Origin of the sequence: Streptomyces sp. NPDC051963 (assembly GCF_044593495.1) — a bacterium.
In the GTDB taxonomy this organism is placed as follows: domain Bacteria; phylum Actinomycetota; class Actinomycetes; order Streptomycetales; family Streptomycetaceae; genus Streptomyces.
In genome coordinates, this window is the sequence record NZ_JBIUCC010000001.1 from 16,756 (window position 1) to 39,704 (window position 22,949).

The following is a 22,949-nucleotide window of genomic DNA, read 5'->3' on the forward strand; positions in this document are numbered from 1 at the left end:
CTGGGTTGATCTCCTCGCCCGACGGCATCGCTTCGCTCTTGGCCCAGGAGTCGGCGGCGAACGCCACCAGCCGTTTCCGCCCGCGTCGCAGATCGGCGATGTATGCCTGCAGGTCGGGGAGACAGGACACATCGGAACGGAAGTGGTCACAGCCGACGCAGCGAAACCGCACCGGGCAGTCTTGTCCGCCGGCCTCGATGTTGGTCGGCTCGGTGCAGACCCCATAGGGAACCTGGACTGAGCCGAGGCCCCTGCGGGTATCATCCGTCCTCCAGCAGGGGCCGGGTCTGGCGCCAGACGCGGTCGCCATTGCGGTCGAACTGCATCGCGGCCACGCGTTCGACGGCCTCCCTCCGCCGGCCCTCCCAGCACGGTAGTAACGCTGAGGCGAGCCGAGGGTCAGCTCCTCCTCGGCACGCCATACCCGGAGTGGCTTCAGCACGGCGAAGCAGGGAGACTTCGGTAGCTTCTTCCACATCTTGACCATGGCGGCGCGGGCTCCGTTCCGGTTTGCTGTGTCTCCCCCAGGCGCTCGCGTCCCGCGCCTCGCGCTTCCCCGCCGCTGCTGCTGGGCAGAGCATCCACTGATGGCGACCGCGGAGACTGCGGCCTCCGGGCTGCGGGGCCTCACGGATTTCCTTACGCCGACCGCCTACCGCCACGGCCCGGACGACGGCTACGTAGCGTCCCGGCCGTTTCCGAGATGCTCGTCCAAGAAGTGCTCCACTGCGTGATACACGGCGATCAAGTTCTCCGGGTTCTCGATGGAGTGCCCTTCGTCCGCCATGAGTATGTACTCGACGGGGACCCCACGTGCCCGGAGAGCCTGGACCATGTTGTCGGATTCTGCCTGTGCTACCCGGGCGTCGTTGGCGCCCTGGGCGATGAGTAGCGGTGTACGGACCTGGTCCACATGGCTGATCGGTGAGCGGGCCAGCATGTCGGCCTCCTGCTGCGGATCCGCGGGGTCGCCGACCCAGCGGAACCAGTTGGCGGCAAGGGCCGGCCGGACGAACTCCGGCTGGTTGCGCAGGAAGTTGGCGAGGTCAGAGACCCCGAAGATGTCCACCGCAGCGGCGAAGACATCGGGCGTGAAGGTGACTCCGACCAGTGCCGCATAGCCACCGTAGGAGCCGCCCAGGATCGCCACCCGGTCCGGGTCCGCGTATCCCTGCTGGATGGCCCAGTTCACACCGTCGATCAGGTCGTCGTGCATTTTGCCGGCCAACTCCCCGATGCCGGCCTTCATGAACGACTTGCCGTACCCCGTGGAGCTGCGGAAGTTCACCTGAAGCACCGCGTAGCCCCGGTTGGCCAGCAGTTGGACGAGAGGGTTGAACCCCCAGCTGTCCCGGTCCCAGGGACCGCCGTGCACGAGCAGGACCAGCGGCAGCCGGTGCGGCTCTGTCCCGATGGGCAGTGTCAGGTGGGAGGGGAGCGCGAGACCGTCCCGAGCGGTGATCGTCACCGGTGTCATCGGTGCCAGCTGCTCGGGATCCAGGTGGCCAAGGGGCCGGAACAGTAGGCGACTCTCGCCCGAGGAGTGGTCGTAGAAGTATGTGGCCCCGGGATCGCGGTCGTGGGTGAAGCTGACGACCCACCGCTGCTCGCTCTCGTCGGACGAGATGTGGGCCAGGTCGCCATCGGACAGGTTCCTCAGGTTCTCCAAGACCTCGGCGAAGTGCGGGTCCAGTGCGTTGATCACCAGTCGTTCCCCGAGGTAGCGAACTCCGATGAGCTCGCCGGTACGTCGGCTGAAGATGAGCGGCGAGGGCAGTGCGGGAAAGACACGGGCTCGTGTGTCCAGGTCGTACTGCGGGTGGGAGTCGACCTCCGTCTCCTCCCCGGTTGCTGTATCCAGCCGGGCCAGGCGGAGTCTGTCCGAGCCCCGGTTCGAACCGAAGAGAACGCCGGCGTCGGCGGTAACTTCCAGCGGATAGACGCCCAGCGGATAGTCCGCACCGTCGAACTGCGCGATGTGGCGCAACGTCTGCGTGGCCTCGTTCCAGCGCGAGAGGTTGAGGTCGCCCTGTTCGGTGACGTCGCTGGTGAAGGGGTCTCCGCTGCCGCCATGGAAAAGGGTGGTGGCAGCGCCTCTGGTGTTCTCCGCGAGGGTCCGCAGGTCACCGGTGGCGATGTCCAGCTCGAAGAGGTCGAACGCGGCGGGATTCCGGCTGTTCGAGGAGAACACCGCCTTCCCCGGCCGCCCGGCGGGCAGCTTCAGATCCATGATGCGTGCGCCGGGGTAAGGGGTCAGGTCAGTAGCCGCTGCGTCCGGGTCTTCGAGATCGACGCGGTACAGGTGCCGGTTCTCGTCGCCCCCCTGGTCCCGGGTATAGAGCAGCCACCTCGGATCGTCGGTCCAGTGATAGCTCAGCAGGTTGCGGTCCTCGGAGGTGACCCGCCGCGCGTCCCCGGGCGCGTCGACACTCTCGATCCACAGGTTCAGGTGGTCCCCCCAAGGAGCCAGGTACGCGATCTTGGTGCCGTCCGGCGAGAGGGAGGCTCTCGAACGGACGGGAGGGGCAAAGAGCTCCTCGACGCTGATCGGCTTCGGCAGTGCCATGTGGGTCCTTCCTGTGGCTGTCTCCGGACAGCGAGTGATGAGGCCCTGATGATGGTCGGCAAGGGCTCTGAGTGGGTCCGCAGCCTGGAGCCGGTCACCGTTCAGCGATCGAAGGCTGTCACTTAATGACAGTGTCACTAAGTGACAGCAATGGCAAGTGCGCCGCACGTCCAGCCGCTGCGGGCCGTCGATTGCCCCCTACCGTCTTCGTAGCCCCGCAACGGGGTTACCGGCTTTCGGAGTTGGCATGACTACCTCCCCTTGTCGAGTGCATGGCCCGGGGGGGTGGTGTCACCAACTCCGAAGGCACTGACAGACCGCTGATCAGGGGCATGCCCACCGGCTTCTTCGCAGGTCGGGAGGATCTACGTAATGCGGATGTGGCGATCAGTGCCGTGGCAGGCCGGGTGAACAGCACCGAAGGAACCACGACGTGATCGACACCAGCGACATCGACGTCTACCTCGGACTGGACGTCGGCAAGGGCGAACACCACGCCACCGCACTCACCTCGGCCGGAAAGAAGACCTTCGACACGGCTGCCCAACAGCGAACCCAAGCTCCGCGAGGTCTTCGCCAGGCTGCAGGCCAAACACGGCACCGTCCTCGTCATCGTCGACCAGGTGGCCTCGATCGGGCCCTGCCGCTGGCCGTCGCCCGGGATCTGGGCTGCCACGTCGCCTACCTGCCCGGATTGACGATGCGGCGGATCGCCGACCTCTATCCCGGCGAGGCCAAGACCGACGCGAAAGGCGCATTCATCATCGCTGACGCGGCCCGGGCGATGCCGCACACGCTTCGCTCGGTCGACCTCGACGACGAGACCATCGCCGAGCTCCAGATGATCGTCGGCTTCGACGACGACCTCACCGCCGAGGCGAATCGCCTCTCCAACCGGCTCCGTGGCCTGTTCACCCAGATCCACCCACACCTGGAACGAGTCATCGGCCCGCGCACGCAGCACCCGGCCGTCCTCAGAATGCTGGACAAGTTCGGCTCGCCGGCACAGATCCGCAAGGCCGCACGCCGACGGCTCATCGCTCCGATCCGCCCGAAGGCGCCCCGCATGGCCGAGCGTCTGATCAACGACGTCTTCACCGCACTGGACGAGCAGAGCGTCGTCGTTCCGGTCACGGATGCGGCCGCACTGATCGTCCCGAGCCTCGCCAACTCGCTTCAGGCAGCGCTCGACCAGCGCAAACTGCCGGCCCATCGGATCGAGGAACTACTGGAGGCCCACCCTCTTTCCAAGGTCCTGATGTCCATGCCCGGCATTGGCATCAGGACCGGCGCCCGCATCCTCATCGACGTCGGCGACGGCACCGCATTTCCGTCCGCCGCCCACCTCGCCGCCTACGCCGACCTCGCCCCAGCCACCCGAAGCTCCGGGTCGTCCATCCGCGGCGAACAGCCCTCCAGACGGGGAAACAAGCAGCTCAAGCGAGCCTTCTTCCTCTCCGCGTTCGCCGCGCTGGCCGACCCGGCCTCCCGCACCTACTACGACAACAAGATCCCCCAGGGAAAGCACCACGCCCAGGCCATCCTCTGCCTTGCCCGACGCCGAGCCGACGTGCTCTTCGCGATGCTCCGCGACGGCACCTTCTACCAACCACCAACCCCGACTGTCCCTTGACCAAAGTCACAGGGGCACCCCCCGAGTGACCGCTCGACTGGCAGTGAACTCGTGGCGCAGGTCACATACGCGAGGGGTGGGCAATACTGTCACCAAGTGTCAGTATTACAGTTAGTGACACGATGCCGAGGTTGCCCACGATGGACTTCGGGAGAGTTGACCGCCATGAAGATCACGAGCCTCCTGCTGTGGGGCGGGGACCGTGGTGCTGATTCATGGCGCCTTCAAACAACTGCAGTCCCGTCGAGTCAGGAAAAGCGCTACGCCGACAGGTCGACGGCCGAGGCCAGCGAACCCAATATGCCGTCAACGGCCCTTGTGGATCGCGCCATGCAGTAGGAACTGGTCCTGTTGCCACGTATTCAAGGAGTTCACATGGATCTCACACTTCCGCAGCAGATCTACCTGTGCACCTACGCCTTCACGAAGAACAAGTTTCCGGCCACTCTTCTACAGTTCCGCGGGCAGCGGGTGCGCGCTGCCGCCCTGACCGAGCTAATCCTTGCGGGACAGGCTGAGACCGACGGGCGCCGGGTTCGCGTAACTGGAGACCAATCACCGACGGATCCATTTCTTGCCTCTGTGTGGGAAGAGCTGCACGCGAGGCCGAAAAAGTGGATGGCACTGGTACACAACACCGCGCACAAGGCCGAGAAACCGGTCGAAAACCAGCTGACGGCTGCTGGGATTATCGAAAAGAAGACCGGCCGCATCTTCAGTCTGCTGGGAGGGAGCAAGGTTGCCTTGCGGCGGGAAGAGGAGGCCCGAACTGTGCAGCAAGCGTTGCGCACGCGGGTCACCACCACTGCCGACCCGTCCACTCTGCCCCTGGCGCAAGTGGCACTGCCGGTGATCGCCCTGGAGAGCGACGCGACCATGGGGGTCGTACTGAACCGTTCCGAGCGCCGCAAACACAAGGATACGCTTGAGGAACTCGCCAAGAAATTCGATCGAGAAATACCGGGCCTGCGCAAAGCCCTGTCAAACTCGGTGCTTTCCAGTCGGTCTGTCGGCGGCGGATGGAGCTGAGCAGGACAAACCCAAAATGCGCACGTCCGCAGATGCGAGCCTAACAACGGCTAACACAATGAGGTGGATCGCCTCTGGTTGCCGTGTCCGGGACGGGAGTTGAGCGTTCGGTCTGGTGTGCGGACGTCGCCGTGGATCGTGTCGGATGAGCTGTGGGATCGTCTGGAGCCGCTGCTGCCGCAGCGTGAACGGCGCTTCCGGTACCCGGGCCGCAAGGCGTTGCCGGACCGGGAAGTGCTGTGCGGGATCCTCTACGTGCTGCACACCGGGATCCAGTGGGAGTACCTCCCGAAGGAAATGGGCTTCGGCTCGGGCATGACGTGCTGGCGCCGCCTTCGGGACTGGAACGAGGCCGGCGTCTGGCAGGGGCTCCACGAGGTCCTGCTTGCCGAACTGAACGCGGCCTCGCGGCTGGACTGGTCCCGCTGCGTGGTGGACTCCTCCCACGTCAGAGCGCTAAAAGGGGGAGCCACACGGGTCCCTCGCCGGTCGATCGGGGCCGGGCAGGTTCGAAACACCACCTCGTCACCGACGGACACGGCACCCCGCTCGCCGTCCTGCTGACTGGCGGCAACCGCAACGACGTCACCCAGCTCCTGCCCCTGCTCGACGCGATCCCGCCGGTCCGAGGCCGGGGCGGACGACCGCGCCGCAAACCCGACTCGCTCTTCGCCGACCGCGGCTACGACCACGACATCTACCGCGACCAGGTCCGAGCCCGCGGCATCGTCCCCGCCATCGCCCGCCGCGGAACACGACACGGCACCGGCCTGGGCACCTACCGCTGGGTGGTAGAGCGGACCTTCGCCTGGCTGCACGGCTTCCGACGCCTGCGGATCCGCTGGGAACGACGAGCCGACATACACGAAGCGTTCCTCAAACTCGCCTGCTGCCTGATCACCCACCGACAACCCAGCTCATTGTGTTAGCCGCTGTAAGAGCTCGTAAGTGGCGGATCGGCTGTGTCTGCAGGGCATCTTGTACGTGCTCTACAACGACATAGCTTGGCAACTCCTGCCCCTGCAGCTGGGGTTCGGCTCCGGACAGACCTGCTGGCGGTGCTTGGACCGCTGGCAGCAGGCCGGAGTCTTCGGCCAGCTGCACTGCATTCTGAACGCGGCCGGCGAACTCGACTGGTCCAGAGCGTGCGTGGACGGCTCCCACATCCGCGCGAAATAGGGGGAGGCGCGACCGGTCCTCACCGGTCGACCGCCGGAAAACGGGCAGCAAACACCACCTGATCTGCGACGGACGCGGCACCCCGCTTAACGCCATCACCACCGCGGCCAACGTCAACGACATCACCCAAACCCTCGCCCTCGTCGCAGCCGTGCGACGAGCACCATGTCGCAGAAGGGTATGGCCAGGTAGCCGTCGGCCACCGTGTCCAGGGCCTCCGTCTGATCCCACTCTCCGTCCTTGGCGGTGAGGACCAGGATGGGGGTCGCGTTGCCCTCCCGGCGCAACTGGGCGCAGACCTTGTAGCCGTTGAGTCCGGGCAGCATCAAGTCCAGTACGACAAGAGCGTATTCGCCGGTCCGGGCCATCCACAGTCCCTGCCGGCCGTCATGGGCGAGGTCGACGCTGTAGCCCTCGGCGGTCAGACCGGTGCGCAGGGTGTGGGCAAGGTCCACCTCGTCTTCGACCACCAGGATGCGCGTGCGGTGCAGCCTGGCACAGCGCCGACCCGCCTTCCTGATCATCCGGTCAGGTTGGATCAGCATCCGGTCAACGAGGTCCCGGCATGCTGGCCGAGTCTCTTCGCCACTGCTGAAAGGCCCTGCCACCGATGTCCGTTGCTGAACGTGTCCCCGCCGCGGCCAGGACGGTGTCCCCTCCCGCACGCGCCCGTCGTCAGTCACCGCTCCGGCCTGTGACCGATGGCGGTCCCCAGCCTCGGGTGCGTCTGCGGTGACGCGGGGGTGCTGAGCCGAGTTGGTCAAGCTCAAGGGCACGACGGGCCATCATCACGCCACAAGCGAAGGGGAGGTCCGAGCGGGCGAGCTAAAGCGAACCCTTGCCCGTACGAGCCGACATGAGGAACACCGCGTCGATGGCGAAGCGGTCGGCGGCAGATGGACGCCTGACCAGCAGAGACCCAGTGATTTCACCCGGAAGACAACAAGTTCTCAGATAGCCTCCAGGGGGAGACTTGCGCAGACAAGTGAAAAGAGCGTGCGTGGCCACGATCGCCGCGGCGGCAGCCGTGGCCCTGGCGGCGGGCATGACCAGCCCGGTGTCGGCGGAGGCCGAGCGTACGGCTGGTGACCACGCCGTACAGACCACGCCCAAGCACCGCGTCACCCTGATCACCGGCGACCGTGTGGTCGTCGACGCCAAGGGCCGTGTCCTCGGCCTGGAGCGGGCCAAGGGTCGTGAGGGGATACCCGTCCAGATCCGCACGGCCGGCGGGCACACGCTCGTCGTACCGGCCGACGCGGCCCGGCTGATAGCCGGCGGCAAGCTCGACCAGCGGCTCTTCGACGTCACCGAGCTCAACAAGTCGGCCAGCCGCAAGGCCCAGAAGCAGGGCCTCAAGCTGATCGTCGGCTACCGCGGCGCGGCCGCCGCGGCGAAGGCAGATGTCCGTGACGCCGGTGACACCAAGGTCCGCCGGACCCTCAAGTCGCTGAACGCGGACGCGGTCCTGACGCCGAAGGCCGACGCGAGCGACCTCTGGGACGCGGTCACCGACACGCGGTCCGGTGGCGCGAAAACCGCGTCCGGCATAGCCCACGTATGGCTCGACGGGGTCCGCAAGGCCAGCCTCGACAAGTCCGTTCCGCAGATCGGCGCCGACAAGGCGTGGGCCGCCGGGTACGACGGCAAGGGCATCAAGGTCGCCGTCCTGGACACCGGTGTCGACGCCACCCACGACGACCTCAAGAACCAGGTCGTCGCCGAGAAGAACTTCTCCACCGCCGCCGACGCCACCGACAAGTACGGCCACGGCACGCACGTCGCGTCCATCGTGGCCGGTACGGGTGCCAAGTCGGCGGGCAAGTACAAGGGCGTCGCACCGGGCGCCAAGCTGCTCAACGGCAAGGTGCTCGGCGACGACGGCTCCGGCGACGACTCCGGCATCATCGCCGGTATGGAGTGGGCGGTCGAGCAGGGCGCCGACGTCGTGAACCTCAGCCTCGGCGGCGGGGACACCCTCGGCATCGACCCGCTCGAAGCCCAGGTCAACAAGTTGTCCAAGGAGAAGGGCGTCCTCTTCGCGATCGCCGCGGGCAACGACGGCGACCTCGGCGAGCAGACGATCGGCTCCCCGGGCAGCGCGGAGGCGGCGCTCACCGTGGGCGCCGTCGACGACACGGACAAGCTGGGCTCGTTCTCCAGCACGGGCCCCGGCCTCGACGGGCAGATCAAGCCCGATGTGACCGCGCCCGGCGTGGACATCACGGCGGCCTCGGCTCCGGGCAGTGTCATAGCCAACGAGGTCGGCGAGAAGCCGGCCGGCTATGTGAGCATCTCGGGTACCTCGATGGCGACCCCGCATGTCGCGGGCGCCGCGGCGATCCTGAAGCAGCTGCACCCCGACTGGACGTACACCGAGCTCAAGGGCGCGCTGACCGGCTCCGCCAAAGACGGCAAGTACACGCCGTTCCAGCAGGGTTCAGGACGCGTCCAGGTCGACAAGGCCATCAAGCAGACCGTGATCGCCGACCCGACATCGGTGAGCTTCGGCATCCAGCAGTGGCCGCACACCGACGACACCCCGGTCACCGACAAGGTCACGTACAAGAACCTCGGGACGACCGATGTCACGCTGACCCTCGCGGTGACGGGTACCGACCCGAAGGGGCAGGCCGCACCGGCCGGTTTCTTCACCCTCGGCACCAAGACGCTGAAGGTCCCGGCGGGCGGCTCGGCCTCCGCCGACCTCACGGTCAACACCAGGCTGGGCGGCACGCTCGACGGCGCCTACTCCGCGTATGTGACGGCGACCGGCGGCGGCCAGAGCGTACGCACGGCGGCGGCGGTGCAGCGCGAGGTGGAGTCGTACGACGTCACGCTCAAGTTCATCGGCCGTGACGGCAACCCGGCGAAGTACTACAACGCCGAACTGGACGGTGTCACCGGGCTCGCCCAGGGCAAGTGGTACTCGCCCTACGACGAGTCCGGCACCGTCAAGGTCCGCTTTCCCAAGGGCGGTTACATCTTCAACTCGGCCGTCCACGTCGACCCTGACGACCCCGCCAAGGGCTTCGACTGGGTGACGCAGCCGAAGCTGAGCATCACCAAGAAGGCCACGATCACGGTGGACGCGCGGACCGCGAAGCCGGTGGACATCACCGTGCCCGACGCGGCGGCGAAGTCGGAGGTCGCTACGCCGTTGTACACCGTCGGCGTGCCGGACGGCAGCAACTCGTACGGCTGGTGGCTGGACTCGTACGCCAACTTCCGTACCGCGCACGCCGGCCCGCAGATCACCGACGGCACCCTGTACCAGCAGTGGGGCGGTCACTGGATCAAGCCCGCCGCAGAGTACGACACCCTCGCCGGCGGCAAGCTCAAGCAGCTCGCCACCGGTTACACCAAGCACTACAAGGCGAGTGAACTGGCCACGGTGAAGACCGGTCTGGGCGCCTCGTCGAGCGGCAAGAAGGGCGTGATCTACGCCTGGGGCGAGCTGCCCGGCAGTACAAGCACCTTTGCGCCCGGGGCCCAGCAGAAGCTGCCCGGCACGCGCACGCTGCGCCTGTCCAGCGCGGGCGGGGTCAAGTGGAAACTCGACTTCGAGCAGCACGGCGGGTTCGACGAGAACGGCTTCCCGATCGTCGAGGCCGTCTACACGCTCGGCGCCCCGCAGACCTTCAAGGCCGCCACGAGCTACAAGAAGACCTTCAACACAGCGGTCTTCGGCCCGCGCATCGGCTCAAGTCTCGGCATCTACCGCGATGGCAACGGCATCTACGGCTCCCTGCCGCTGTTCGCCGACGGGCAGACCCACGTCGGCTCCTCTCTCTACTCGTCGGTCACCACGACCCTCTATCGCAACGGCGCCAAGGTCGGCTCGAACAGCGACCCACTGGAAGGGGCGGGCGTCTTCGAGGTCCCGGCCGGTGACGCCGCGTACAAGCTGACCACCTCGGTCAAGCGCAGCGTCAAGGTCGCCGCGGCCTCCACCCGCGTCGACGCCAGCTGGACCTTCCGCTCCAAGAAGGCCGACCTGGCCAGGCTGCCCGCGTCCTCGATCCGCTTCGACGCGGCCGTCGGCCTGGACAGCAGGGTTCCGGCGGACAAGAAGGTCTCCGTCCCGGTGACCGTCCAGGGCTCGGCAGCGGGCAGCAACCTGAAGTCCCTGGCGGTGTACGTGTCGTACGACTACGGGCAGACCTGGAAGAAGGTCACCGTCAAGAACGGCAAGATTGCGGTCACGAACCCGGCCAAGGGCAAGGGGATCTCGTTCCACGCCAAGATCGCCGACAAGAAGGGCAACAAGTCGACGATCTCGATCTACAACGCGTACTACGGGAAGTGACATGATCCGGTGGATCACCGACAGGTTCGCTGAACGCTGACACGTACGGATGGCCCGCCGGAAGCTCTGCTTCCGGCGGGTCATCCGGGTATGAGTGCGTTGCGGCAAAGGGAGTCCCTGTTCGATGAGCAGGGGCCTCTTCGTGTGCGGGGCGTGATCGCGACGGGGTAGGGGCAGGCAGCGGGCGGCTTGTTGTTGATCGAGGAGGTCACGATGCCGTTCGGTGCCGGCGGAGGAGAGCCCGGTCAAGGCACCGGTTTCGGTGCCGTCCGGTGGTGAGCCGGATGCCTGTGGGATCGAAAGGTCGTCGCTGCAGCTCAGGCGGCATATCGATACTCGGCGATTGCTCCAGCCCGCAGTATCAGATGGCCCGATACTGCGACGCGTATCCAATCGATCGGGCATTCAACCCGCAGGAGGCTGTCCTCGGCGGCGGCGGCAACGGCAGTCTCCAGAAGATCATCGGCAAGTTCTTCCTCGGCGAGCTGGACCGGTACGAGACGTACGGCGAGGACAGCAAGGTTGCCCTCCAGCTCATGATGAAGGATCCCACCGCGGCCCATAGAGCTCGTAACAGGATCATGAGTGGGCCTTCTTGAGGAGCCTCCAGCAGATCAGTCCGCAGGCCAATGAGAGGAGGCGTCGTGGAGTTCGAGACGTCGTTCCCATCGGACGGCGAGGCGTTTGAACTGGTGGAGCAGGGCGAAGGTCTACTCCACGACGTAGCGGAGCTTGCCCAGGCCCTTGATGTTCGGGGCGCCCTTGTGGGAGATCACCGGCATGATCCGGCGGTCGCGCAGTCCGTGGCGGACGGCTTTCGCACCCGGGCCGGTCGGGGCGCCCTGGGGGCCGTAAAGCGGCTTGGCAGTGCACGGCGGGAGCGGCGGCGGTGTGGCCCACTCGGCGTCGTCCAGCTCGGTCACGCTGAGGAATTCGGCGAACTTGCCCGGCGTACAGAGGGTGACGACTGCTTCGTGGCAGATGTGGTCTGGTGGTCGGCCGCGCTGTGGTCGGGCATGAGGTCGACCACAGCGGTACGCACGGCGCCACGGCTGATGCCGCGCTCGCGGGCCTCGGTAGCCGTGGCCGGCCTTCGAGGTACGCGGCGCACGTCGGCGATGGTCCTGCCCGGATAGCCGATCGCGACCACCGCCGATGCCCTTGACTTCGGCGACCCGCAGCCGAGCAGTCCTGCTCACGGTGTTCAGCCGAGCGAGCGACCGGCTGGGGTGGCCCAGCCCCATCCGTTCAGGTGACGGCAGATCACCTACCAACCCTTACCGCCTTCTTGTGGCCCGTGGACTCGCTCGAGTGCGGTCGAGGTCTGCTGCCACGGCCTCTGCGCATACACCCTGCTGTGACTCAGGTCACTCCATTGAGGGTGGCCACTGAAGTCACTAAATGTCAAACTGGCGCTTAGTGTCACTCCGTGAGCGGCGTGTCGATCAAGACACGCTGCAAGCCGCAGAGGGACCACGCACGGATCCCGGGTGATTTGCCTAGGGACGGTGCAGCCAACAGAAGGAGAGCTCATGAAGTCGTGGCGTTCCCGCATCACCGTCGGCCTCGCCGTCGGCGCCGCAGCGATAGCAGTCCCGCTGACCGCCACCAGCGCAGTCGCCGTCCCCCCACCCGGCAGCGGCTGGCACGTGGCTGGCGGTATGACGTATGACTCGAAGAGGCAGTGCGAGGCCGAGGAGCTGCCGAACGCCCAGCACAACGGGTATGACGAGGTGTGGTGCGACGGTCCGGGTGGTCGCGCCGAGTACACCGTCTGGGTGCGCTGACCGCTTCGCAAGGCGCAGAAGAGGCGGCCACCCTGACGCGCTGCGCAGGGTGGCCGCTCCCCGTTGTCTCACCAACAGCCCGGCCCGTCTGCTGCCGTTCGGGCCGCAGGCTCTGGGTGGGGCCCGTTCGCCCGCCGGCCAGCACGGTCGCAACCGCGTCGGGCGCGGGGTCCCCGACATCCTGCTTCCGGTAGAGCTGCCCAACGGCAAGAAGGCGCCGTGGACATGAACGGCAAGTCGTTCGACGCGTACAAACATCTTCGAACCTCCGGCAGTCGCCGGATGGCGACAGGCGCTGCCGGGCGAGGCCGACCAGGAGAAGCGGCACACGGAGTGCCAGGCGCTCAACTCGTGGAACTCGTCCATCGGCGACCCGAACGACCCGGAGGAGTTCCTCTATAACCACCAGGGTCTTGAACTCAGGGCGTCGAGACGCCCGTCCTTGGTTCGCTCGTTGACACGCCCGTGGTCCCACTGGCCGAGCCATCCACGGGCCGGGATGCTTCCGCGAGACATCCGGACGCAGGCGGTGGCGCCGCTGATCGCTCATGTCGCCCCGCCCCTTGAGAGTCTCGGCGGAGCCAGTCTTCCAAACGAGTCCCGCTGAAGTGCTCCCGTGGCCTGGCAGGGGTGGAGCCCGCGCCACGGGGCCGCGAAGTTGCAGGCCGGCCTGTCGGCAGCTGTGCTGATCCGGCCCACACGGGGCGCACGCGCCAGCCTGGCCAGCCGGTCACGAGGGGTGCCCGGGACGGTCCACCGCCCCGGGCACCTCGCTGTTCCGGCCTCGGTCGTCACGGACGCCGTCGCCCGGCGGCGGCTCCAGGACCGGGCGGGGCCGACCCCTGCCGGAGAGTTCCTCCACTGCCTCTGCTCGACGCCTCGGCGAGGTCGGCACGGGGTGTGTCGGCAGGGGGCGGGAAGGCGCGGCGGGCGGCGGCGATGGCGCTCTCCTCGGCGAGTCGCTCCGTGCTGGTGGTCGTCTTGAGCGGCTTCTCCTCGATGAACAGGACGGCGATCAGCGCCAGCAGGGCGAACGGGGTGGCCCAGAGGAAGAGTTCGGCGGTGGCGATGCCATAGGCGTTCTCCACGAGCGCACGCACGGGGGCGGGCAGGGTCGTCGCGTCGGGGACACCGTGCCCGGCCCCACCTCCCGGCGTGTCGCCTGCCGCCGCGCGGCCGGCGGCCAGTTCGGTGGCGACGCGGTGGGCGAGGACCGCCCCCAGGACGCTGGTGCCCACGGTCCCGCCCATGCTGCGCGAGAAGGACAGGACGGAGGTCGCGCTGCCCAGAGTGTCGGCGGGCACGTCGTTCTGCGCGGCGAGGACCAGGTTCTGCGTCAGCATGCCGACGCCGGTCCCCAGGACGGCCATGTAGAGGCTCAGCAGAACGAAGGGCGTGTGAGATCCGATGGTGGACAGCAGGGCAAGACCGGCGGTCATGAGAACGGTGCCTGCCACGAGGTACCGCTTCCACCTGCCCGTCGCGCTGATCCGTTGTCCGGCGAACGTGGAGGCGGCGAGCGATCCCAGGACCAGCGGCAGGCTCATCAGACCGGCAATCGTAGGGGACTTGCCCATGGCCACCTGGAAGAACTGCGAGAGGAAGACGGTGCCACCGAAGAGACCGACGCCGACCAGTAGGGAGGCCAGGCTGGTCAGTGCCACGGTGCGGTTACGGAAGATGCTCAGCGGGATGATCGGCTCGGCGGCCCGGGACTCGACCCGGACGGCCACCGCCAGCAGCAGCGTTCCGCCACCGACCAGGGCGGCCGTCTGCCAGGAGAACCAGTCGAAGGTGCTGCCCGCCATCGAGACCCAGATGAGCAGCGAGCTGACACCGGCGACGATCAGGAGGGCACCGAGCCAGTCGATCTTCACGTCGCGGCGGACGTGCGGAAGGTGCAGTGTGCGCTGCAGCAGCGCGATGGCAAGGAGTGCGAAGGGCACGCCGATGAAGAAGCACCACCGCCAGCCGAGCCAGGAGGTGTCCACCAGGAGGCCGCCGATCAGCGGGCCGGCCACGGTGGCGCCGGAGAAGACGGCGCCGAAGACGCCGGAGTACCTGCCCAGCTTCCGCGGGGGGATGACGGCCGCCATCACGACCTGCGTCAGTGCCGTGAGTCCGCCTGCCCCCATGCCCTGCACCACCCGGCTGAAGATCAACGTGCCGACACCCTGGGAGAATCCGGCCACGAGTGAGCCGACCACGAACAGGCCCAGCGACATCTGGAGGAGCAGCTTCTTGCTGTACAGGTCGGACAGCTTGCCCCACAACGGAACGGTGGCCGTCATGGCCAGCAGCTCCGCGATGATCACCCAGGTGTACGAGGATTGGCTCGCCCCCAGCTCGGCGGTGATCTGGGGCAGCGCGTTGGCCACCACTGTTCCGGCGAGGATGGCGACGAACAAGCCGGCCACCAGCCCGGAAACCGCCTGTAGCACCTGCCGGGGCGGCATCGTCACCGCCTCCGGCTTCGTCGCAGGGGAATGGTCGGTAGTCACTGAGTCTTCCAATCAAGGACAGCAGGTGGCCTACACACCGGGTACGGAGCGCCACCTGACGGGAGTGCTTCGAGGGATCGGACGGGCGGGCATCCGATCCGGCGCCGGTGGATCGACCTGCCACCCGGCCTGTGGCACACGGCGAACAGCGCGGCCGCGCGGCCCGCTCAGGCGCATGCCGAACGGGACACTCGATGCCGGTGCTTGAGCGACTTGACGGGGCCGTCGCGTACGGATCTCAGGTCGTAGCCGCGTCCCCCACGGCGCCTCCCGTGGCACTGCGGATCGCCTGGGCCAGGAGCTGGTGCGCATGTGCGAACCGGCGCACGTCGGCACCGCCGAGCAGGGCATCGCCGATCTCCTCGTTGACGACCCGTAGGGCGCCCGAGGCGGCCGCCGCGCGCACCTGCACCCTGATGTCGTCGGCCGGAAGGTCAAGTCGGTCGGCGATGCTCCCGGCCAGCTCGCGTTCTACCTGGTCACAAGCCATCAGCCAGGCCGTGCGGAGCGCGGGCTCCCTGCTGCTGAGCGCGATCATCTTCATCGCGAGCGCGTCATCGGCGCGCTCCGCCCTGTCGGCGTCGCGGCCATGCCTGCTCATCTCATCGGCGAGATGGTCATCGAGGGAGAGTTCGGGTTTCCAGCGGCGCAGGGCGGCCATCGCCCACGCGACGCCATGCAAGATGATCGGTTCGGCGCAGCTCTCCTTGCTCCGGAAGTGCCGCCAGATGGTACGCGTCGACAGGCCCACTGCTTCGCCGATCTGGTCGCCGCTGGTCGCGGCAACGCCCTGCTCCCAGAAGAGACGTGACGCCTCCCGAGAGATCTCCAACCGGATCCCGCAGCGCCGTTGCTCGCTCATCCCAGGTCCGACGCGATTGCTCACCTGCATGGGGTCACCTCGTCATTCAGCCGTGGGACAAAGGCGTCGTTCAGCTGCGGCTATGCAAAGAGACGACGCCCAGATCGGCCGTGGTCGCTCCGCGGTGCGGACGCGTGTGCCGGACGGGCCGTGGGGGCCCGCCCGGCACGGACGGGGAGCGGGAGGGCGTCGGTCAGCTGCGCTTGGCGGGCAGCAGCCCTACGGCCTTCAGTCGCTTGTCGGAAGCCCGGGCGGCCCAGGCGACGGCCAGGAAGCCGACGGCGAGGAGCGGGTAACCCATGGCGATCTTGGCGAAGCCCAGCGAGCCGACCTCGTCGGCCTGGTAGAGGTACTGCTGGACGGCGAACCTGGCGCCGAAGATGGTGGCCAGCACCAGGGTGGCGATGTCGTAGTAGATCCGCGAGCGCTTGTCCGCCCGCCAGACGGTGCCCTTGCCGGTCGTCGAGTTCCAGATCAGGCCGGCCAGGGGCCAGCGCAGCAGCACGGAGAGGATGAAGGCGACGGCGCCGGCCAGGCTCAGCCAGATGCCGATGAGGAAGAAGTCCTTGGCGGATCCCGTGTACCAGGAGATGCCGGCGGCGATGGCCACGCCGAACACGCCGCCCAGCGCGGGCTGGATCGACTCCTTGCGCATCATCCGCTGCACCGCGATGCCCAAGGCGACGAGTAGAGCGGCGAGGATGCCCACCTTGAGTCCACCGGCGTTGTTGGCGACGACGAACACCAGGGCGGGCAGCGCCGAGTAGATGACCCCCTTCGTGCCACCCGCCTGTTCGAGCGCCGACTTCTTCTGGTCTGCCGTCTGCATGTCGGTCGCCGCCTCCTGGGGACTTGTGGCCTGCATGGTGATCAGCTCTTCCGGGTTGGTCTTGGAGCGGTTCGTCACTAAGTGACATGATGACATCAAGTGACGAACAAAGCCATCTCGCGCGACGTGATCTGAGCCACATATCACGGTCCGTAGGGGGTTCGGCGATCGCTGTCGACCTGTCCCCCGCCAGCCGTCTCGCTCAGTTCGCCGCCGCTTTCCGTAGAGGTCACGGCCGTCGAGGAGGCGCGGGTACGGGTCGTCGGACGCCGACGTCCGAGGACCCGCGCGACTACGTCGCGGACGACGGTGAGGGTCAGGCGCCAGGTCGGGGACGAGCAAGCCAGACCGCGCGAAGTGGCGCGCGTCAGGCGCAGCCCACTGGCGACGTCAACTCGGCATCGCAAGAAGGCGGACGGGCCCACGCCGGCCCGGCAGCCGGACACCCCTTCTGCCTCCGGTCAGCCCGACCTTCACCGCGTGCCCGCGTCCGGTGCTGCGCCCAGAACTCGGCGTGGTGTGATCCCGCTGTCCATGAGCTTGAGTGTGCCGTCGCGGCACAGTGTTGACTCAGACCGCGGCTGATCAACATCGCTACGCAGTGTCTGACACGGTCGTGACCGGCCGGCCGAGACCTGCGCGAGGTCGTGACCGGCGCCGATGACCGAGGCGTGACGTCGGACATGCCGCGGACCGGCCCCCTTATCGCTCTGATGGGAGCACTCGTATGGGCATCACTTGGGATGAGTACCGGGAGCACGACGCCGTCGGGCTGGCCGAGCTGGTGAAGTCCGGGGCGGTGAGCCCGGTTGAACTGCTCGAGGCGGCGATCGCCCGTGCCGACGCCGTCGAACCGACGATCAACGCGATCCGCCACCGACTCGACGACCACGCCCATGCCCGCGCTCGCAGCCCGCTGTCCGGGCCGTTCGCCGGTGTCCCGTTCCTGGTCAAAGACTTGGGCCAGCATCTCGCCGGGGTTCCGACCGGCAGTGGGAATCGATCGCTGGCACGCGTCCCGCGAGCGGAGACGTCCACGGTGGTACAGCGTTGGCTCGACGCCGGTCTGGTCGTGTTCGGCCGGACCGCGACCCCCGAGTTCGGCGCTCGCGCGATAACCGAGCCGGTCGCCGGGGGCCCGACCCGCAACCCCTGGGACCCGTCGCGGACGCCCGGTGGCAGCTCCGGCGGGTCCGCGGCGGCCGTCGCGGCCGGAGTCGTCCCGGTCGCGGGCGGGAACGACGGCGGGGGCTCCATCCGGATTCCGGCTGCGGCCTGTGGGCTGTTCGGGCTCAAGCCAGGGCGTGGCGTCGTCCCGTCCGGGCCGGAGGTCGACGAGGTCTTCCACGGTGCCGCGGTGCAGGGCGTGCTGTCGCGCACGGTCCGTGACTCCGCCGCGATGCTCGACGTGCTGGCCGGCTCCGCACCGGAGGGCCCGTACCGGGTGGCTCCGGCGGAGCGTCCGTACGCCGACGCCGTCGTCGACGACCCACGCCCGCTGCGGATCGGGCTGAGCACGGTGTCCTCGCTTGGCGGACCGGTGGATCCGCAGGCCGCCGCTGCGATTCGGGACACGGGGGAGCTGCTCACCGGACTCGGACACGTCGTGGAGGAATCCGCCCCGGCCATCGACGGGCAGCGCCTGGCCACCGACTTCCTCACGACCTGGTTCGCGATGGTCGCCGCCGAGGTCACGGCCGCACGGGAACTCACCGGCTGTGCCGAGGGCGACTTCGAGATCGAGACCCGGATGATGGCTGCGATCGGCCGGAGCCTTTCGGCGCCGAGATATCTGGCCACGCAGTCCCGCTGGCACCAGCACACCCGGGCGCTGGCCACGTTCCACGAGCGCTACGACATGCTGCTCACCCCGACCATGGCCCGGCCGGCGTGGCCGATCGGCGAGTTCGATCTCGCCTTGCCGGTCCGGCTCGCCGCACGGGGGCTGCTGGCTGCCCGGCTCGGCGGTGTGCTGGGCCGGATGAACCTCGTCGAGAAACTGGCCGTCGCGAACCTTGAGCCCGCGCCCTTCACCCAGCTGGCGAACGTGACCGGGCGCCCGGCGTCGTCGGTGCCGCTGTACCGGACGTCGAGTGGGCTGCCGCTCGGCGTCCAGTTCGTCGGGCGCCCGGGTTCGGAGCCGGAACTGCTGGCACTGGCCGCGCAGTTGGAGCGGGCGCAGCCGTGGGCACATCTCTGGCCGTCGTTGTCCGAGATCTCCGCGGCCTGACGTCTCCCTTGGCACGGACAAAATGTCGGGCCAGCCGTGCAGGCAGCCTTCGAGGCCATCTTGAACGACCGGCAGTTTCCGATCCCCGAGCAATATATGGACGCTGCCCTGTGTGACAGGATTTCACATATGACTACTTTGTTCTCACGCATTATCGCTGGTGAGCTGCCCGGACGCTTCGTCTGGCAGGATCCGGAAATCGTCGCGTTTCTGTCCATCGCTCCGTTGCGGCCTGGTCACACTCTTGTTGTGCCACGGCGTGAGGTCGACCGGTGGACGGACGCTGACGGGACCCTCCTGGCGCGTTGTTTCGAGGTAGCCCAGGCCATTGGGCAAGGGGTGCAGCGGGCTTGGAACGCTCCGCGCGCCGGACTCGTCATCGCAGGCTTCGAGGTGCCGCATTTGCATATACATGTCGCTCCCGTCTGGGACATGTCCGACTTTGATTTCAGCAAGGCCAAGCAGGAGGAGGATCAGTCAGCCTTGGATGAAGCCGCAGCAAAGCTCCGTGCCGCCCTGCTGGAACTCGGTCATGAACAGGCACGGGAATTTGGCCCCGGACAGTGAACCGGAACCACCGCGACCCTCAGACCGCCGGCGACGATTTGCTCGGCGTGGTTGCTGAGCCCGTAGCCGCAGGTGAGGGCAACCGCCGTGAACAGCCCAGCCTGCCCCGTCTCGGCCGCAAGGGGCGGCCTAGACCGCACGGAGCCCGTCTCCGTCGTACGCCCTTCAGGCCGGACAGCTGCCTCCGCCGCCATCGCCCGCAGGCCCAGAACCCTTGGTCGGCCTCAGCGATCCTCACGCTCGAACACCAGAGAGGCACAGGCCTGGGAGAGGCCGACCGCGCACTGGCCCAGCGGTCGCGAGCCGGAAGCCGAACAGCACCAGCCCGGGCCCGATCGGGACGCCGTTCGTGAGCGGCAGGAACAGGACTTGACTGTGCCGTAGCGGCACAGTGTTGGCTGAGGACCATGAGCTGGAGTACTCGGGAGATCGCCGAGCTTGCCGGCACCAGCCTGCGGGCGGTGCGGCACTACCACGAGGTCGGGCTGCTGGCGGAGCCCGAGCGCCGCGCCAACGGCTACAAGCAGTACGGCGTGCCGCACCTGGTCCGCCTGCTGCGGATCAAGCGTCTGGTCGATCTCGGGTTCTCGCTGACCCAGATCGCGGAGACGGTGGACGAGGGCGAGCACCCCCGACAGGCACTGCGCACGCTCGACGCGGAGCTGGCCGCCACCATCGAGCGGCTGCAGCGGGCCCGGCTCGAACTCGCGGCACTGATCGAGCAGCGTGCCCCGGCCGACCTACCTGCGGAACTCACGCCCGGCGCAGCAACGGTCCTGTCCGAGACCGACCGCTCGCTCCTGCTGGTCATGACCCGGTTGATGAACGAGGAGCAGCTGCAGGCCTACGGAGCACTGGTGCGCAATCTGCCTGCTCACCCGACCAACCGGGAGTTCGACGAACTGTCCGCTGACGCCGACGAGCACATCCGCCAAGACCTCGTGGAGCGGATGGTGCCCTACCTGCGCCGGCTGCGGCAGGACCACCCGGACCTGCCCGACCTTTACGCGGACGCCCCGAAGGGGAAGAAATGCGTTCGAGAGACCATGGAGACGGTCCTGCGTGAGCTGTACAACCCGGCGCAGCTCGACGTTCTGCACCGGACCCACGTGATCGTGGACGAGTCCACCCAGCCCCGATCGGGGCGGAACGCTACCGAACTTCCTTGACCGCGCCGGTCCCCGGCTCCCTGCCGTCGCCGTCGACGGCCATACCCGTGAGCGACACGCAGGAGTGACCATGCAGTCTCGTGCCCATGCCCATGCCCATGCCCATGCCGATGCCCGCGACGCAGTCAGCACTGCCTTGCTGGCTGAGCTGCGGTCCAGAATCCCTGCGGGCCGTGTGCTCACCAACGGACCGGAGTACGCACAAGCAGTGGCGTTGTTCAACGCAGCGGTGGATGTCCGTCCTTCTGTCGTCGTTCGATGCACGACCACCGCTGACGTACAGGCCGGGGTACGCGCGTCTCGCCACCATGGGGTGCCGCTGTCGGTGCGTGGCGGGGGTCACGACTTCTGGGGGCGGGCGTTCCGTCCCGGTGGACTGGTTCTCGATCTGACCGGCATGCGGGGAGTTCAGGTCGACATCGACGGCCGTTTCGCGACGGTGGGTGGCGGGGCGCTCTCGTCCGATGTCGTATCCACCGCCGAGCGGGCGGGCCTGACTGCCGTCACTGGAACGGCGGGCGCAGTCGGCATGGTCGGCCTCACGCTCGGCGGCGGGTACGGCCCCCTGATCGGGCAGTTCGGGCTCGCAGCCGACAACCTGCTCGGCGCCGAAGTCGTCCTGGCCGACGGTTCACGAGTGAACACCGACGCCGAACATCATCCGGACCTCTTCTGGGCGTTGCGCGGCGGCGGCGGCAACTTCGGTGTCGTGACCTCGGCGCGAATACGTCTGCACCCCGTGCCCACAGTGGTGTCGGGAACCATCCTGTACCCGATCGTCCAGAGCTCCGACATTCTCGCCAACCTCGGTGGGATCCTTCAGGACAGCCCGGACGAGCTGACGGTAGACGTAGGGTTCCTTCCCGGCCCGGACGGGAAGCCGACGGTGTACGTCGCACCGACCTGGTCGGGGGATGTCGAGGTGGGGAACGCCGAGAACGGGCCGGTGCATGCCCTGGCCAGACTCGGTACACCCGTACTGGCCGAGGTTGGACCGGTCACCCGTTCCGCGACGCTGGCCGCGACGGACGCCATGTTCCCACCCGGGCGGATGGGCGCGATTCGCACACGCACCGTCCAGAGCATCTCCGGTTCCATCGCCACCGTCCTGGACCGGGCGGCCCGGGAGTTCACCTCACCGTTCTCCGCGATCGTGTGGCATCAGTTCCATGGTGCCGCCGCCCGTCCACCCCTCGACTCGACGGCTTTCGGCCGACGCGAACCGCACCTGATGGTCGAGCTGATCTCATTGTGGGAGGACGGCAAAAGCCAGGACAACGCAGGAGGCGGCGACGTTAGGTCCCCGCACCTGCGCTGGCTGGAACAGCTGCACGCGGCGCTTGAGCCATTCTCATTGCCGGGCGGCTACGTGAACTTCCTGGGGCCGGAGACTCCCGACCAGGTTGCGGAGTCCTACGGGCCGAACACCGAACGTTTGCTCGCCGTGAAGTCTGTGGTCGACCCGGACTCCGTCTTCGCCGCCACCCCGCTCCCCAGCGGGACTGCCGACGCCGGTTCCAGGCCCGTATGAGGCGTTGAACAGGAACAGCCGGGGGTGCCGGCGGCCCCGTCGGAGAACGGCATCAGGTAGTCAGGCAGTTTCCCGCGCAACGCGACGGGGCGGGCACTTCGTTCAACTACTCAGCGGTGCCCGCACCCTCGCTGGCAGCTGCGGGCCGATGAGGTCGATGCGGCCTTGACGACGGCCATTCGCGTGCGCTGGTCGTCACCGTGATGGTCGCCGCGAGACCGTTCCGGCGCGTTGACTTCGGGCTCCACCAAGGGGCCGTCCGAGGGGTGATCAAATAGCCGGGGAGCTCCTCTGAACTGGGACGGTGGGCTTGTCGAAGGTCCAGTTCGTCGCCAGGGCAGAGCCGCTCCCCCGCCCCGGCTGGCCGGTGATCTTCGCCGGAATGGAGCTCTGGGCCACAGAGTTCATATGGGCGCAGCGCGTACTGAGCTGCCCAGGGTGCCGGGTCACCGAAGCCACCCGGCGGGCCATGGACCCTCGTGTGCGGCATCTCAACATCGCTGTACTCACGGCGGGTGCCGCGCTCTGTGCTGCGGCGGTTACCGGCTATCTGTACTGCTACGGCGTTGTCGTGCCCTGGGATTGGCGGTTGAGCGGCGTACACAGCGCGTGCAGCAGCGGCCGGATCCCCTCCTGCGTCCGTAGCTGAGCCCATCGGAGTGTGCCGCTCAGGGGGCGCCTTAGGGCTCGCAGAGAATTAACTTGTGGGCTCGGAGCCTTGACGTCCCAGGTCAGCGCGCGCCCGCATGTTGTTCTT

General features: G+C 67.7%; 17 protein-coding genes and 1 pseudogene. 12 read left to right on the plus strand and 6 right to left on the minus strand.

The features are described 5' to 3' along the window. Window positions 1–676 precede the first annotated feature (676 nt). Entirely contained in the window at window positions 677–2,566 is a 1,890-nt protein-coding gene (locus ACIHFB_RS00100; protein WP_365288553.1) for a S9 family peptidase, read from the minus strand. Window positions 2,567–2,999: 433 nt separating this feature from the next. Between ACIHFB_RS00100 and ACIHFB_RS00105 the strand changes: the two genes are divergently transcribed. From ACIHFB_RS00105 to ACIHFB_RS00120, 4 genes are all read left to right on the plus strand, one after another. Further along, window positions 3,000–4,199, plus strand: coding sequence for an IS110 family transposase (locus ACIHFB_RS00105; protein WP_400124591.1), 1,200 nt, complete (start codon window positions 3,000–3,002; stop codon window positions 4,197–4,199). A gap of 375 nt (window positions 4,200–4,574) precedes the next feature. Then, a complete protein-coding gene (locus ACIHFB_RS00110) occupies window positions 4,575–5,228 on the plus strand; it encodes a GPP34 family phosphoprotein (RefSeq protein ID WP_400124595.1) in 654 nt (217 codons plus the stop codon). Between the two features lie 78 nt (window positions 5,229–5,306). After that, a protein-coding gene (locus ACIHFB_RS00115) for an IS5 family transposase (protein WP_400125560.1) occupies window positions 5,307–6,157 on the plus strand; the annotation gives its coding sequence in 2 pieces (ribosomal slippage) (window positions 5,307–5,669 and window positions 5,672–6,157; 849 coding nt in all). Window positions 6,158–6,176: 19 nt separating this feature from the next. Further along, window positions 6,177–6,407 (plus strand): transposase, encoded by a 231-nt coding sequence (locus ACIHFB_RS00120; RefSeq protein ID WP_365282077.1) that lies wholly within the window; start codon window positions 6,177–6,179, stop codon window positions 6,405–6,407. A gap of 143 nt (window positions 6,408–6,550) precedes the next feature. Here ACIHFB_RS00120 and ACIHFB_RS00125 read toward each other — a convergent pair. Then, window positions 6,551–6,931, minus strand: a pseudogene (locus tag ACIHFB_RS00125) (response regulator); the annotation flags it as partial. 461 nt (window positions 6,932–7,392) lie between these two features. Here ACIHFB_RS00125 and ACIHFB_RS00130 point away from each other — a divergent pair. Together ACIHFB_RS00130 and ACIHFB_RS00135 are read left to right on the plus strand one after the other, a co-directional pair. Beyond that, the gene (locus ACIHFB_RS00130) at window positions 7,393–10,716 is read left to right on the plus strand and encodes a S8 family peptidase (RefSeq protein ID WP_400124599.1); all 3,324 of its coding nucleotides are present in this window, start codon (window positions 7,393–7,395) and stop codon (window positions 10,714–10,716) included. Between the two features lie 365 nt (window positions 10,717–11,081). Beyond that, on the plus strand, window positions 11,082–11,315 hold the full coding sequence (locus ACIHFB_RS00135; RefSeq protein ID WP_400124602.1) for a hypothetical protein: 234 nt from the start codon (window positions 11,082–11,084) through the stop codon (window positions 11,313–11,315). Window positions 11,316–11,426: 111 nt separating this feature from the next. Here the strand turns inward: ACIHFB_RS00135 and ACIHFB_RS00140 are convergent, their stop codons facing one another. Beyond that, the gene (locus tag ACIHFB_RS00140) at window positions 11,427–11,639 is read right to left on the minus strand and encodes a hypothetical protein (RefSeq protein WP_400124605.1); all 213 of its coding nucleotides are present in this window, start codon (window positions 11,637–11,639) and stop codon (window positions 11,427–11,429) included. Between the two features lie 609 nt (window positions 11,640–12,248). On the opposite strand from ACIHFB_RS00140, the gene ACIHFB_RS00145 reads away from it, so the two are divergent. Next, window positions 12,249–12,503 carry a hypothetical protein gene (locus ACIHFB_RS00145; protein WP_143638266.1) on the plus strand — a complete coding sequence of 85 codons (255 nt, stop codon included), beginning with the start codon at window positions 12,249–12,251 and terminating at the stop codon, window positions 12,501–12,503. Window positions 12,504–13,294: 791 nt separating this feature from the next. On the opposite strand, the gene ACIHFB_RS00150 is transcribed toward ACIHFB_RS00145, so the two are convergent. The 3 genes from ACIHFB_RS00150 to ACIHFB_RS00160 form a co-directional block, all read right to left on the minus strand. Continuing rightward, window positions 13,295–14,959 carry an MDR family MFS transporter gene (locus ACIHFB_RS00150; RefSeq protein ID WP_400125562.1) on the minus strand — a complete coding sequence of 555 codons (1,665 nt, stop codon included), beginning with the start codon at window positions 14,957–14,959 and terminating at the stop codon, window positions 13,295–13,297. Between the two features lie 283 nt (window positions 14,960–15,242). Then, entirely contained in the window at window positions 15,243–15,896 is a 654-nt protein-coding gene (locus tag ACIHFB_RS00155; RefSeq protein WP_365282081.1) for a TetR family transcriptional regulator, read from the minus strand. A 163-nt stretch (window positions 15,897–16,059) separates the two neighbouring features. Continuing rightward, window positions 16,060–16,731 (minus strand): DUF3159 domain-containing protein, encoded by a 672-nt coding sequence (locus ACIHFB_RS00160; protein WP_365282345.1) that lies wholly within the window; start codon window positions 16,729–16,731, stop codon window positions 16,060–16,062. 691 nt (window positions 16,732–17,422) lie between these two features. Here ACIHFB_RS00160 and ACIHFB_RS00165 point away from each other — a divergent pair. From ACIHFB_RS00165 to ACIHFB_RS00185, 5 genes are all read left to right on the plus strand, one after another. Next, the gene (locus tag ACIHFB_RS00165; RefSeq protein WP_365282082.1) at window positions 17,423–18,925 is read left to right on the plus strand and encodes an amidase; all 1,503 of its coding nucleotides are present in this window, start codon (window positions 17,423–17,425) and stop codon (window positions 18,923–18,925) included. A 129-nt stretch (window positions 18,926–19,054) separates the two neighbouring features. Next, entirely contained in the window at window positions 19,055–19,492 is a 438-nt protein-coding gene (locus ACIHFB_RS00170) for an HIT family protein (protein ID WP_365282346.1), read from the plus strand. Between the two features lie 407 nt (window positions 19,493–19,899). Beyond that, the gene (locus ACIHFB_RS00175; RefSeq protein WP_400124609.1) at window positions 19,900–20,661 is read left to right on the plus strand and encodes a MerR family transcriptional regulator; all 762 of its coding nucleotides are present in this window, start codon (window positions 19,900–19,902) and stop codon (window positions 20,659–20,661) included. A 70-nt stretch (window positions 20,662–20,731) separates the two neighbouring features. Further along, on the plus strand, window positions 20,732–22,192 hold the full coding sequence (locus ACIHFB_RS00180) for an FAD-binding oxidoreductase (RefSeq protein WP_400124611.1): 1,461 nt from the start codon (window positions 20,732–20,734) through the stop codon (window positions 22,190–22,192). A gap of 304 nt (window positions 22,193–22,496) precedes the next feature. Further along, window positions 22,497–22,841: a PGPGW domain-containing protein gene (locus tag ACIHFB_RS00185; protein WP_400124613.1), complete on the plus strand. Its 345-nt coding sequence runs from the start codon at window positions 22,497–22,499 to the stop codon at window positions 22,839–22,841. Window positions 22,842–22,949: the final 108 nt, after the last annotated feature.